Below are 13,410 nucleotides of genomic sequence, written 5' to 3' on the forward strand. Positions count from 1 at the left end.
CATGCTGGTTATTTCAGCATCTTTATTTAAGAAGATTCCGGACAAGCCGGAATGACATTAATATACATATAAAGTTCTTGGAAGAAGCAAATTACAAATGATAGAGAAGAAATGTTTCTTCTTTCTCTACAAGCAGCCCGCTATCATTAGATTGAAGAAGCGGCCTTTCCCATAAGCCCACTATCTTCATGCCTTGGGATGCCGCGCCTTCTTCATTATTCAGGATATATCTGCTGATCCATTGCCTGCCTTCAGGATAAGGAAGGTATTTATCTTTTTCAACGATGATATCAACAGATATCGTACTCCCTGCCTCGATTGAAGGCAGCGAAAAAAATCTCTCATTTATATATATGAATGCTTCTTTCAACCGGTAATCTGATAAGTTCTCTATCTTGCCTTGAATCCCTTCAGCATAAACTTTCAGATCTGCATTAAGAGGCGTTTTCAGCTTTTCAAATCTTTCCCATATAATATCTTTGTGCCCAAACATCATCAGATCAGCGGTTATCTTTTTTATAAGGCCGTTTTCATAAACTCCTGTTTTAACAGCGTTGGCATCAATGTCAGCAGGATAAATAAAGCCTCCCTGAAATTCAGCGCTCATGGCTGTATTCCTTACGGATATCAGGCTCATTCTTGATTGCAAAAACGCGTCTTCTCCATTGCTGATGTTTATCACGCTGTTGCCGCGCAAACGGTTTTTGCCGTTCAGCATCCCCATTGAAGCGAGTGAAGCGGTTACGACAAGTATGCATATCAGAGGCAATATAAATCTTCTGTATCTTTTATTCCATGCGAATCCGGCAAGCGCAAGTAAAACAAGATGGCCAGTATTCCATTTCACAACATTCAGGAAAAGGCTTTTAACTTCTTCAGACGGACTCTCAGCAGGAATGTGCATCGCTCTGTTCTGTCCGGCATGAGATATCCGTAAACCGTTTTGAGGCATTACGTAAGGGAGTATCTCCTGAAAAAAATCCTGTTTGTATATCTCAGGATATATGCTCTCGCCTATATAAAGTGAACCTCCTGAGAGGGCATATCCCTTTAGCGCTGTTAATTGCGCGGCTGTCATAAATTCAACAGCATCAGCATCAAGCAATACATAATCTGCTGATTCATATCCCTTCCAGATATCCCAAAGCTCAGCCGGTGTTACCTGAGAAAAAGTATCTTCATTATTGAAGGCTGAATTTAAAGAGGGCAATTTCCCCCTCTCTTTTGATATATGCAGAGCAAGCCTTTTTCTGCTTATAAATTGGGAGGTTTTGATATCTTTTTTAAAGGTGAATCCATCATGGGCGGTAAATTGCAGCATCAGGCCGCTGCCTGCGGCCGGATGCGCAAGTATCCATTTTTCATATGTTGAATACGGCTCTAACCTGACGGTGATGTCGTACTCCATCAAGCCTCCGGTTATTTTAATATCCCCTTCAACTGCCTTGTCCTCAGCGTTTTCAATAACGATCTTCAGAGGCAGTCCCTTGCCTTTTATGTAGAGCCCGTCAAAAGCGGATGTCACAGTTATGCGAGAAGATGAGAGCGCCGGGACATTATTAATGCAAAAGAGGGATAAAACCAGAAGGGCTATTATAAAAAAAACAGCCCTTCTGATCTTAGAAAGAGAGATGGGATCCATTCATTATAATTTATTGTATTCGGTTTCGAGAGCAAGAAGGGCATGGGCGGTGGCAAGGTCTTTATTGCCTTCCCAGAATTCCGTGTCTTTAGTATTGACCCAGAATCCTTCCTTATCCTGAAGGCTCATTAATTTCCCGGCAAGTTCGCTGTACCAGTCATGCTTGACCCCGTCTTGTGTCGTTATGTATTTTTCACCGTATAAAGAGAGGGCTTTTGACATCGTATCGTAGTAGAAATAAAGCGCCTTCACTCCGTAATTGGTATTCTCGTTCAGGTTGTAGTTTTTCTGTACCCAGTCAAAGGATGTTTTTAATCTCGGGTCGTCTTTGGCAATATTTGCAAAGATCAGGCCCTTGATCCCGGCAAATGTCATGCTGCCGTATGATACATAATCAGGCACAAAGGTCAGTTTGGGAGAATAAATAAAGCCGCCGTCATCCTTTGCCCATGCCTGGTCATTTGATTCGCTCCTGTTCTGGCATCTGTCTATGAATTTTATCGCCTTCTCCCATACAGGGCTGTCCTTGGGAAGCCCTGATTCTTTGAGCGCCTCAAGCGCGTACTGAAGGTTGGCAAGGTCAGGCCGCTCATCTCCGCCGTAGCCTATGCCACCAAAATATTTGTCTGAAGGCTTGTATCCTTCTTCTTCATCCGACTGGCTTTTGATAAGGTAGTCCTGCGCCTTTTTAATTATATCCGCGTACTTCGGGTTCTTTGTGTTTGCAAGGGCGAGCAGGGCAAGCGCTGTGTTGTAGGATGCCGGAGGGTCTTTATAGATCGAACCGTCTTCTTTTACATGGGACAGAATAAAGAGTATGCCGTCTCTCACAAAGGGGTCGTCATCTTCATTATACTCTCTATGGCTCTTCATATAAGCCATAACAACAAGCGATGTGACACCGACATTATCGCTCCATGAACCGTTCTTCTGCTGGCTGGCGCGGAGCCAGTGCATGGCGTTGTCAACGGATTTTTTAACTCTCGGTTTCAGGTCGCTGTCAGCTCCAAAAGAGGGCGCAGCTACAGCTATAAAAAAGAATAAACAAATGATGCTTATTATCCTCTGACTAACTCCGGGTTGATACATTTTGTTCCTCATAAATCCCCTCCGTTATCAATTTTCGAGATTTATAATGATTATTTTAAAAACACTTTGTCAAGGCAAGGTCAGAATGATTTAGCGTTTTTCTTCAAATAGTTTCAGGCTCAGCAGCCGGGAGCTGTGAATGACTCGCAGGATAAGTATAGTTAGCGCATCAATCCTAAAGATAGTTCTGTAATCGCCATATATGATATGCCGATATTCTTTCGCCAATTCTTGTGATTCAGGGATAACCGGACAGCGCAAAGGAAGTTGTTCTAACGAATTGATCTGCCTTTCTATTTCAACAACCCACTTTCTTGCCGCTATTTCATTATCAGAGGCAATGTGTTGGAAGATACTCTTTATGTCGCATTCAGCAGTCTGGGTGATCTTAACCAGATACTTTTGCACTCTTTTTGAACTCCCTTAAGAAATCTTTTGCTTTTCTGGTGCGGCCCTCACTGACATCTTTTTCCGCTTCAGCTAAAAGCATTCCAAGATTTAAGGATCTCAGCTTTTTTTCAAAAACATCTACATCTAACAAAACAGCATCCGGCTTGCCGTTGACAGTAACAATAATAGGGCGGCCGGTATGGTGCATTTGTTTGAAAATCTCATTCGTTTTCTTTTTAAGGTCAGAGACAGTTTTTATGTCTTCAGAAATGCTTATAGCCATAACATAGCCCATCCTTTTTAATATTATATTTGATGCTTAATATGATACCATACAAAAGAATTAAAGGTTGTTATGTTTTATACTTGTAACATTCACATCAAAATAATATAATTGTCTCATTCAAGAAAATATGATTTTAGTATTTTGATAGGGGCAACTATGACGCGAATATTTATATTGTTACTTATATTGCTGACATATTCTACAGCGTTTGCTGCTGACACACAAACTGAGTTAAACGGATTTATGCTTCAGCAATTTAAAGATGTTGTCAAGAAATCTTTAGGCAATCCTGACCAGAGTATGGAGACAGATAATTTAACAAAAGACGTATATGTTATCGATGATAAATCATACATGGTTTTTGAATATTTAAAACAATTCCCTAATATTATTTTTTCTATTCAACTAACCGGCGTTACAGATAAGATGCTACCATTCAAGGGGTTACTGCTTGGTTATCGTAAAGATATTGTCTTAAATATGCTGGGAACACCGGATAACATTGAGCAAATAAAACAACCAAAAGTGGAGAAGTATAATTTTAAGGATACTAATTACTCAGTTGAGTTTGATGAGAAGGGTAATCTATATGGCATAAGGATACAGAGTTCTAAAGAACTCCTGACTGAAACTAATTATAGTGAGACATATTGGGGTGATTTCAAGAAGGCTGTCCTGAAAAAAGATTTTAAAACTGTATTATCACTTCTCCGACCGGACGTGGAAATATATAAAGACGGCAAGATTCTCTCGATTGACAAAAAATACTCCGAATTTGAAGAAAAACCAACCACTGAATTTTATGAAGCATTATTGGGAGAAGAAAACAGCGTTTATGCTGAACTGCAAAAAACCGAGGCAGAAGTGGAAAACAGATTTATATTAGATTTTGGTGTAGGTATTGTCCATACGTTTTATACTGGAAAGATATTAAAAGAGATAGTATTTTTCCCATTTAACGGAAAGTTTAGAGTATATGAGATAGCTTTTAGAGAAAAGTAAAAAATAATACTTATTTATCCCCCATTGTCAAGGGTAAAAAACGTTGTTAGAGAATCATAGTAAATAATTTCCAGCTTTTTAAAAATTCGCCAAGTCCTCAACTTTTCAACTCTGACATATACTATTCTTTGCCCTGCTTCCTCGATAACACCATCTCAATAACAAATAAGCAAAGAGCCATAAAACCATAGAAAAGCCAGAACTGAAAATGGGCGGAATAGCAGAAGCACAGCAATCTCAAAAAATGCTATACTTTACTCAAGATGACAGTAACAGCGATTGAAAAAAAGGCAAAGCTCATAACCGGAAGAGATGGAAAGCCGGTCGAGGTGATCCTCCCTTATAATATCTACAAAGAGCTTTTGGAGCTTGAGAGAAGTATGGAGATATTCAAATGCAAAGAGACCAAGGAAAGCATCAAAAGGGCAAAGGAAGACATAAGGCAGGGCAGGGTAAAAAACTTCAGCGATGTAAAAGATGCCGTTAAATGGCTGGACAAATAGAACTGATCCTCACTGAGGAATTCAAGAAATCCTACAAAAGACTTCCCGAAGATATTAAGAAAAGGGTCAAGAAGCAATTAAGATTTTTAAGCAGTAATCCCGCGCATCCTTCGCTTAAAATTCACAAATTAAATGGGGAATGGGAATTTTATGTTGATATCCATTACAGATGTTTCTTCTTAAGAGAAGGAAGCAAGTTTGCACTTCTGACAGTTGGAATCCACAGAATAGTTGACAGATATAAATAAAGTGAACGACCGCGCATCCCGTATATTAATATCTTACTGAATCAGAAGCATCCTGCTGAATAAAACCTATTTAGTCTTCTTAAAGAAGACCATCTCAATAACAAATAAGCAAAGCGCCATGAAACCATAGAAAAGCCAGAACTGAAAAGGGGCGGGATAGCGGAACTGGTAGGCGCTTATGGTGCTTAAGTAATAGAGCGGGTCTGTTCTTAATATGTCGAGATTGATCGAGGACGATATAGCAATGTATGGGTTTAAGATCAAAGCGGATTGAATGATGATATGCGGGTCTGTCACCCATTTTATGATCGGGTTTACAAGAATGACGCTGAATATCATGGAGAGTAAAATCAAGTAAACCGTGACTATTGAAGCAAACGCGTTAGTTGTGATGGTATTCATTAAATGAGCGATGGCAGTGAAGAAGAGAGCTATGAAGAAGAGGGTCGTCAGATATGTAAAGATAACATTTGCCGGAAGCTGCCAGTTGTAAAGATAAACGGCAGGGATGAAGGACGGCAATATTAGAAGCGCGGTAAAGATAATTGTAAAGAGCATCCTGCCCCATTTTGTACCATGACCACCGGTTCTTTCAGTTTTACTCTCTGCCGGAAGCAGCAGGCAGAATATGATGGGTATTGCGAGTAGATAAAATGAGAGTTCAATCATTGAGAGGATAACCAACCCTCTTTTTCCGACTACTGCTGCGCTCATGCCGTCTGCCGTGGCATTATTGCAGAAACGCCATAACCCCGCGAGGAAGATAAGCTGTGCTGAAATCACAGGAAGGAATATAAGTCCTTTGGCCCGGCATCGGGATGAAATCGGTTTGTAATTAATATGGTTATTCATGGGTTATCAGTGCTCTTATTATAGTTCAAGAACTTTCATTTTATCCGATTTTCTTACATAATAATATTAATTGAATCAGTTATTGACTCACGCATAACAGATGTCCAACGTCATGGCTGTCACTCCCGCTTGTCGGGAGTCATTCAGCTATATAGATTCCGGACAAGCCGGAATGACATAAAATTTTAAAAGGATGTTTTAATGAAAGAGATACAACAGAATTTTCAGGTTAGCTACTCTCTGCCGGTTATCTTCACGCGTGATGTCTTTAGCGTTGGTAACAAGGCGCTGTCTCAACTCTTAAGCAGGACCGGCCGCAAGAACAAGGTTCTTATTATTATCGATTCAAAGGTCTTTAACGCGACACCGAAACTGATGGATAAGATCGAGCAGTACGCTAACATTCACAGTGATATAATGGAATTCGTTTGCCCTCCGTTTATCATCAAAGGCGGAGAAGCTTGCAAAAAAGATATGTCTGAAGTTGATAAGATTCACGCTCTCATAGACAAACATCATCTGTGCCGGCATTCTTTCATACTCGTCATAGGAGGCGGCGCTGTGCTTGACGCAGCAGGTTACGCAGCTGCGACAGCGCACAGGGGCATACGTCTTATACGCTTGCCGACGACAACCCTTTCACAAAATGACGCCGGAGTGGGCGTCAAGAACGCGATAAACGCGTTCGGCAGGAAGAACTTTCTCGGCACCTTTGCACCGCCTTTTGCGATCATTAATGACTTTGATTTTTTAAATACCCTGCCGAAGAAAGCGCTCAGGGCCGGTATCTCGGAAGCGGTCAAGGTGGCACTTATCAAAGACAAAGAGTTCTTTGATTTTCTCTATAACGAAAGGCAGAAGCTTGCTTCATTTGAGCCTGAGGCCATGGAGAAGATGATAATCAGATGCGCTGAACTTCATATCGAACACATCGGCACAAGCGGTGATCCTTTTGAATACGGCTCGTCGCGGCCGCTTGATTTCGGCCACTGGTCAGCGCATAAGATAGAGGAGCTTACAGGCGGCAAGGTTCAGCATGGCGAAGCCGTTGCCGCGGGTATCGCGCTTGATTCGCTTTACTCATTTCATACGGGCCTTATAAATGAGATAGAACTGAGAAAGATATTCTCCACTCTGAAAGATATCGGCTTTGAGCTTTATCACTGGTCTCTGAACTGGATGGACATAAATAAAGCACTGCAGGAATTTCAGGAGCACCTCGGAGGCAGGCTCACCATCCCTTTGCTTAGCGGCATCGGCAACAGAAAAGACGTGAATGAGATAGATACCGTTTTGCTGAAAAAATGTGTTAATATCCTCTCTGAGACAGCAGAAGGAAAGGAGAGAAAACATGGTTCAGGAAAACGGCCCGATGCAGGCAAAAGAGGCTCTCGAAAAATACTTCCTTGACAACCGCGCAAGGATGCTTGAGATAGCGTCATTTCTCGACCGAATCGACAGGTACAGCGGCTCCTCCGAAGCGAAAGAAGATTTCCGCTACAAGTCTCTGGTGGATGCCTTAAAGATCATTGTTGAGACTGAAAATGACAGGACAAAATATGTCCAGCTTCGCTTAAGTGATCTCTCTGACAAGCCTGTAGAAAATATCATTGACCCAAAAGCATACGGCGCGTGGAAGGAGTCAATCAGTGAAGGTGATTGACCCGCATATCCATATGGTCTCAAGGACCACTGACGATTACATGGCTCTCGCTCTGGGCGGGATACATACGATAACCGAGCCATCATTCTGGGCGGGCTTTGATAAGAGATCGGCAGACGGCTTCCATGATTACTTTCATCACATATCGGTTGTTGAACACGCGCGCGCCGCGAGGTTCGGCATAAAACACTATTGCTGGATAGGCCTCAACTCTAAAGAGTCTGAAAACCTTCAATTAGCTGAAGATGTATTGGCTATCATTCCTGAATATCTCGACAGGCCTACGGCTCTTGGAATCGGAGAGATCGGGCTTAACAAGAACAGCCGTAATGAGGTGAAGATCCTGGAAAGGCAGCTCTCCATCGCTGCTGAGAGAGGCGAGATGATACTTATCCATACTCCGCACCTTGAAGACAAGCTTAAAGGCACGCGGTTTATCATGGATATGATCCTTAATGAACCGCGGATACAGCCGTCACGTGTGCTTATCGACCATGCTGAGGAGCATACTATAGGTGAGATAAAAGAGAAAGGGTTCTGGTTCGGGCTTACTTTATATCCAAGTTCCAAAGGCAGCCCGGAGAGGGCGGTTGACGCGGTTGAGATATTCGGCTCTGACAGGATATGCATTAACTCATCCGCAGACTGGAGCGTGAGCGACCCTCTTGCCACTCTGAAATGCGCCAACGAGATGAGGAGGCGCGGCCATTCCGAATCTTTGATAAATAAGATTTTCTATGAAAACCCCAAGGCGTTTTTAAGCCAGTCCCCGAAATTTGAAGCGGCGTGATCACCTATTGCACTAACATACATCCCGGCGAAAGCTGGGATGAAGTTTTTCTAAACCTGAGCGCCCATCTTCCCATAGTAAAGAACGCTGTTTCACCATCTGATATTTTTCCTGTAGGCCTGCGACTTTCAAACCGCACTTCATTGGAGATGGATAAAAACATATCAGCGCGTTTTCACGAATGGTGTCTGGAGAACGGATTATTTGTTCCAACGATAAATGGTTTTCCATTCGGCTCATTTCATTCCTCCTTTATAAAAGAGGGAGTTTATATGCCTGACTGGAGATCCGGTGCGCGGGTTGAATATACCAAACGGCTTGCGGATCTGCTGGATGTGTGGCTGCCTTCAGGCATGACAGGCTCAATCTCAACGGTTCCTGTTGGATTTAGAAGCCATATCGCAAAAAACGATCACGGGTTCATCAGACAAAATTTAATGAATGTGCTGGAGCATCTTGACAGGCTGAAACAGAAGAGCGGGAAGGAGATAATACTCTCACTTGAGCCTGAGCCGGGATGTGTGATTGAGACGACAACTGATGTCATCAGTTTTTTCGATGAGATGAAATTCCCGGATGATATTAAAGACGGCATCGGCATATGTTTTGACTGCTGTCATCATGCCGTTGAATTTGAAGACCCTGATGAATCATTATCAATGCTTTCCAATGCCGGAATTAAAATTGGAAAGGTTCAGGCCTCTTCAGCTTTAAGTTTAATAAAGAATAAATCTGAGATACTTGAGAGTTTTTCCGAACCCTGTTATCTTCATCAGGTCGTTGTCCGGCAGAGTGACGGCGTTCTTTTGCGGTATAATGATATTCCTGATGCGCTGCGTGATTTCAGGGGAGATGAAGAAAGCGAATGGCGCGTTCATTTTCATCTTCCTGTATTTCTGGATAAGATGGATTCATACGCTACAACAAGGTGGTTTACAGAGCAGGCGCTTTCATCTCTAGATAAAAATATTCTGCTTGAGGTTGAGACATATACATGGGATGTCCTCCCTGCCGAGCTTCAGAAGGGGACGGTCACTGATTCTGTAATTCGTGAAATTCAATGGGTGCAGTCAGAGGTAAATGAAAAGAACGGTCGTTCTTAATGTAGTCGGGCTTACACGTTCGCTGTTGGGAGCGCATACTCCCAATCTGAACGCTCTCCTTTTGAGCAGCGCGAATATTAAGACTATCACGCCAGCCGTGACATGTTCCGTTCAATCTACTTTTCTCACAGGCAAACTGCCTTCAGGGCACGGCATCGTCGGCAACGGGTGGTATTCAAGAGAGCTTTCCGAGGTTCTCTTCTGGAAACAGTCAAACAAACTTGTTCAGTCTGAAAAGATCTGGCATGCGGGCAAGAGGCGCGATCCCGCGTTTACATGCGCTAATAATTTCTGGTGGTTTAACATGGCAACTGACGCGGACTGGGCTGTAACGCCGAGGCCGATATACTGCGCTGACGGAAGGAAGCTCCCTGACTGTTATTCCATCCCGCCTGAGCTTCGCTCTAAATTTAATAAAGAGTTCGGCCAATTCCCGCTCTTTCAGTTCTGGGGGCCTGCTGCCTCCATCGCTTCGAGCGAGTGGATAGGCAAGGCATCAATGGCTGTGGAAGAAATGTACAAACCTGTTCTTAATCTCGTATATCTCCCGCACCTCGACTACATACTTCAGAAGGTTGGGCCGCAAGGGGATATTGCAAAAGAGCTTTCTGAAATTGATGAACTCTGCGGCAGGTTAATTAATTTTTATCGTGAAAGAGGATGCAGAATTATCCTGCTTTCCGAATACGGTATCACTTCTGTGAAAGGCGCCATCCACCCGAACAGGATACTCAGAGATAATGGTTTTCTTTCACTCAAGGTTGACCTTGAGCGTGAGTATCTTGACCCCGGAGAGAGCAGGGCGTTTGCTGTTTCAGACCATCAGATTACCCACATATACATTAAAGACAAGAGAGATATTCAGTCTGTTAAGAAACTATTTGAAAACGTATCAGGCATTGAGTATGTGCTTGATGAAGACGGAAAGAATGCATTCGGACTTGATCATGAAAGATCAGGCGAGCTGGTACTAATTTCAAAGAGCGACACATGGTTCACCTATTACTTCTGGAATGACGATTCCAAAGCGCCTGATTACGCGCGGACCGTCAACATCCATTCAAAGCCGGGATATGACCCATGTGAACTTTTTATTGATCCTGCTATAAGCCTGCCGAAATTAAAGATAGGATGGACATTGCTCAAAAAGAATCTCGGCTTTCGATATCTCATGGATGTCATACCGCTTGACGCAAACCTGGTCAGGGGTTCTCACGGTGCGCTCACGGCTAACGATGATGAAGGGCCTATCTTCATGACAACAGAACCGGGGCTGCTCAACTCGCAATCTATAAAAGCAGAGGAAGTCTTTGATCTGCTGTTAGACCATGTTTTCCGCGATTAAAGCTTATCTTGAACTTTGCCGCGTCAGTAATCTTCCAACGGTATGGACGAATGTCCTTGCAGCCATAGTATTGACAGGCGCGGGCTTTTCATTGAGTGATCTTATTATCATCGCTCTTTCCATGTCGCTCTTTTACTCCGGCGGCATGTGCTTCAATGACATAGCGGATGCGGAGACAGACAGGACAGGCAAACCGTTCCGTCCCATCCCGTCCGGCAGGATTGTAATAGGGAATGCTTATATATTTACGATTGCCTTGTTTGCGGTTGCTATATGCATTCTTTTGCTTGTTCCTTTCATAACATCGATCTATCCCGCGCTTTTACTTTTGTCACTCATAATCATATACGACAAATTCCACAAGGCGCATCCTCTAAGCGTCATCCTGATGGCAGCATGCAGGCTTATGATATTTGTTATCGCCGCGATAGCCGTAACAGGGACAGTTGGGAAACTTGTATTAATCGGCGGTCTGATTCAGTTTGTGTATGTTTTAGCTATAAGCCTGACAGCAAGATATGAGAACAATAGAACAACGGTGAAAGACTTTTCAGTGATTCCGGTAATGATCGCCTGCATCTCTCTCATAGACGGTGTGGTTATGGCTTTATTTGTATCGCCTGTATGGCTGACAGCGGGCATCGCCGGTGCAATTCTCACTCATTTCAGTCAGAGGTATGTCAGAGGGGATTGATATATAACAGGCCTTGTTCTTTCAACAGATTTTTTGAAGATAGGGTTTTTGAATGGTTTATCAACAACAAAATCTATTTCCCGATTGAATATTCCTTCCAATTGTTCCTTATGCTCAAAATACTTGCTGGAAAAATCTATACTCTCATCTAAATCAAAAACTACTCGGTGAAAAATCATGAGTATGAGCAGAACCAAAAAGGCCAAGCCTTTTCACAGGGAGCTTCCGGCAAATATGTTCAATCTTCGGTTTGAGTTTTGCTAAATCAATCATGGAAATATTATCTCTTGTCGCTTCAATTTATTCAATCATTTTAATTGACATATTTTAAGTTTCTCTTGTTCACCAGCTTTTGGGCGGGATGTGAACCAACTTCGAGACCAGAACCAACTTTGGGATGTTGATAGTTCAAATTAACTGGCTGAATCTCCAAAAGTTGGTGCAGCTATGGGTTAGGCTGTTTTTGTTTTGATATAAGCTGCTCGATGATTGCAAGCCTCTTTATACAAGCTATTATTACTTCCCTTGATAACACACACATGTCGTAAAGCCTTTTCTCAACTAATTCGGTAAACTGTATATCATGATCGCAATAATTTCCGTGAGCAATATCATTCCGAATACCATAAAGGCTTTGATGCGTTATATCATCAGGCACAAAGAATTTATCAATAATGTCTTGTTTACCTACCAATAATGGCAATACTGCACGCATTTTGTCTTTGATACTTGGCTGTATCAGCGCGTTTCAAGAAGACATTTTACCAGTCATAAATATTGAGTGGATTAATTCAGGAGTGCACAGATCAGAGGTAAGCGCTCTACTGGCTGCTTCAAGTTTGATTAGCGCATTCAGCAGCTAGTTCAAGGCAATTAGATTGAGTTATGGTCTGTTTTGTAAGTATATTTAGGATGTTCGCTCTGCGGTCAGCTTTAGTAGGTCGTTTGACGATTTTCGGAGGGAATTTATAATAAAAATAATGTGCAAGCAGCTCTACTGATTCCCAATAATTCAGATATCTACTAAGGCCAACGCCAAGAAAATTTCCCGTTGAATGCCACGCTATTGATCTTCGTAGCAAAGCCGCCGTTTCATGGTGATGAGCAAGCCGAATTATTTCGAATAGTGGGAATAAGTCTTTCTCAATAAAATCATCCTTTACTCTAACAGAAGTGCGCTCTTCTTGTTGCCGAGACAGAGGCAAGCACATCCACCTTGTGTTAGTTGATGGTTCGCTCTGATCCGGATTATGATGATTTTTTACTTCAACATACCTTGCTGGGAACCAAGTAACAGATGATCTAGTGAGTAAGGATGCTAAATTGCAGCAGAGTGAAATATCGCGAAAGCCTTGTTCAAGAGTATCTTTGGTAGATTGCACATTTTGTCGATCTACTTGAATAGATATACCACCCCAAATATCGTATTGATTTAATTCCCGCTGAGAATAGGTTTTGAGGGGGTTAGCGAAGAACGGTTTTCCTTTAGAGTCATAATAATCTGATTGCAGCCAGATATATTTGGTCGGTGACATTACTTTTGTATCATTTTTATCTGTCTCCCAAGCCAATGAACCTCGAATAACAAAGGACATGAAACCACTTTTCTCAACTTCATCTATGTGATGCCAGTATGTGTTGATTACTTCATGGCGAGTGATGTTTGAAGTTCCCCCGAAACAGCGTACACACCGAAAGGTTAGGTAAAATATAAACCTTAGAACCTTAGGAGGTGTGAGATGGGAGAGAGAAAAGGGAACAGGAAATACGACAAGCAGTTCAAGGAAGAAGCAGTAAGACTTG

The 13,410-nt window shown here is 42.4% G+C and carries 16 protein-coding genes; 9 read left to right on the top strand and 7 right to left on the bottom strand.

The genetic code is table 11. The features are described 5' to 3' along the window. Positions 1-91: 91 nt before the first annotated feature. The 4 genes from HY807_12090 to HY807_12105 all read right to left on the bottom strand — a co-directional run bounded on the left by HY807_12090 (position 92) and on the right by HY807_12105 (position 3,416). Positions 92-1,642 carry a hypothetical protein gene (locus HY807_12090; GenBank protein ID MBI4827139.1) on the bottom strand — a complete coding sequence of 517 codons (1,551 nt, stop codon included), beginning with the start codon at positions 1,640-1,642 and terminating at the stop codon, positions 92-94. A gap of 3 nt (positions 1,643-1,645) precedes the next feature. Continuing rightward, on the bottom strand, positions 1,646-2,743 hold the full coding sequence (locus HY807_12095; GenBank protein ID MBI4827140.1) for a terpene cyclase/mutase family protein: 1,098 nt from the start codon (positions 2,741-2,743) through the stop codon (positions 1,646-1,648). A 78-nt stretch (positions 2,744-2,821) separates the two neighbouring features. After that, the gene (locus tag HY807_12100) at positions 2,822-3,139 is read right to left on the bottom strand and encodes a type II toxin-antitoxin system RelE/ParE family toxin (GenBank protein MBI4827141.1); all 318 of its coding nucleotides are present in this window, start codon (positions 3,137-3,139) and stop codon (positions 2,822-2,824) included. Next, positions 3,120-3,416 (bottom strand): type II toxin-antitoxin system Phd/YefM family antitoxin, encoded by a 297-nt coding sequence (locus HY807_12105; GenBank protein ID MBI4827142.1) that lies wholly within the window; start codon positions 3,414-3,416, stop codon positions 3,120-3,122. Before HY807_12105 ends, HY807_12100 begins: the two co-directional genes overlap by 20 nt. Before the next feature lie 147 nt (positions 3,417-3,563). Here HY807_12105 and HY807_12110 point away from each other — a divergent pair, with 147 nt between their 5' ends. The 3 genes from HY807_12110 (at position 3,564) to HY807_12120 (ending at position 5,160) form a co-directional block, all read left to right on the top strand. Continuing rightward, a complete protein-coding gene (locus HY807_12110) occupies positions 3,564-4,409 on the top strand; it encodes a hypothetical protein (GenBank protein MBI4827143.1) in 846 nt (281 codons plus the stop codon). 263 nt (positions 4,410-4,672) lie between these two features. Beyond that, positions 4,673-4,912 carry a hypothetical protein gene (locus tag HY807_12115; protein ID MBI4827144.1) on the top strand — a complete coding sequence of 80 codons (240 nt, stop codon included), beginning with the start codon at positions 4,673-4,675 and terminating at the stop codon, positions 4,910-4,912. Beyond that, positions 4,897-5,160, top strand: coding sequence for a hypothetical protein (locus HY807_12120; protein ID MBI4827145.1), 264 nt, complete (start codon positions 4,897-4,899; stop codon positions 5,158-5,160). Before HY807_12115 ends, HY807_12120 begins: the two co-directional genes overlap by 16 nt. Before the next feature lie 66 nt (positions 5,161-5,226). Here HY807_12120 and HY807_12125 read toward each other — a convergent pair whose 3' ends face one another. Beyond that, positions 5,227-6,012, bottom strand: a complete 786-nt coding sequence (locus HY807_12125; protein ID MBI4827146.1) for a hypothetical protein — start codon at positions 6,010-6,012, stop codon at positions 5,227-5,229. 201 nt (positions 6,013-6,213) lie between these two features. Between HY807_12125 and HY807_12130 the strand changes: the two genes are divergently transcribed. Genes HY807_12130 through HY807_12155 form a run of 6 tightly spaced genes read left to right on the top strand, consistent with a single transcriptional unit; the run spans position 6,214 to position 11,607 of the window. Further along, positions 6,214-7,422 (top strand): 3-dehydroquinate synthase, encoded by a 1,209-nt coding sequence (locus HY807_12130; protein ID MBI4827147.1) that lies wholly within the window; start codon positions 6,214-6,216, stop codon positions 7,420-7,422. After that, a complete protein-coding gene (locus tag HY807_12135) occupies positions 7,364-7,675 on the top strand; it encodes a hypothetical protein (GenBank protein MBI4827148.1) in 312 nt (103 codons plus the stop codon). Before HY807_12130 ends, HY807_12135 begins: the two co-directional genes overlap by 59 nt. Next, positions 7,662-8,465, top strand: a complete 804-nt coding sequence (locus tag HY807_12140) for a TatD family hydrolase (GenBank protein ID MBI4827149.1) — start codon at positions 7,662-7,664, stop codon at positions 8,463-8,465. Before HY807_12135 ends, HY807_12140 begins: the two co-directional genes overlap by 14 nt. Beyond that, on the top strand, positions 8,462-9,568 hold the full coding sequence (gene eboE, locus HY807_12145) for a metabolite traffic protein EboE (GenBank protein ID MBI4827150.1): 1,107 nt from the start codon (positions 8,462-8,464) through the stop codon (positions 9,566-9,568). The genes HY807_12140 and eboE overlap by 4 nt, the downstream gene beginning before the upstream one ends. Further along, positions 9,546-10,913 (top strand): alkaline phosphatase family protein, encoded by a 1,368-nt coding sequence (locus HY807_12150; protein MBI4827151.1) that lies wholly within the window; start codon positions 9,546-9,548, stop codon positions 10,911-10,913. The genes eboE and HY807_12150 overlap by 23 nt, the downstream gene beginning before the upstream one ends. Continuing rightward, positions 10,897-11,607, top strand: a complete 711-nt coding sequence (locus tag HY807_12155) for a UbiA family prenyltransferase (GenBank protein MBI4827152.1) — start codon at positions 10,897-10,899, stop codon at positions 11,605-11,607. Before HY807_12150 ends, HY807_12155 begins: the two co-directional genes overlap by 17 nt. A 445-nt stretch (positions 11,608-12,052) precedes the next feature. On the opposite strand, the gene HY807_12160 is transcribed toward HY807_12155, so the two are convergent. Beyond that, a complete protein-coding gene (locus tag HY807_12160) occupies positions 12,053-12,322 on the bottom strand; it encodes a hypothetical protein (GenBank protein MBI4827153.1) in 270 nt (89 codons plus the stop codon). A 118-nt stretch (positions 12,323-12,440) separates the two neighbouring features. Next, entirely contained in the window at positions 12,441-13,202 is a 762-nt protein-coding gene (locus HY807_12165) for a hypothetical protein (protein ID MBI4827154.1), read from the bottom strand. Between the last annotated feature and the right edge of the window lie 208 nt (positions 13,203-13,410).

The sequence above is a fragment of the Nitrospirota bacterium genome (assembly GCA_016207885.1).
GTDB lineage: Bacteria > Nitrospirota > Thermodesulfovibrionia > UBA6902 > UBA6902 > JACQZG01.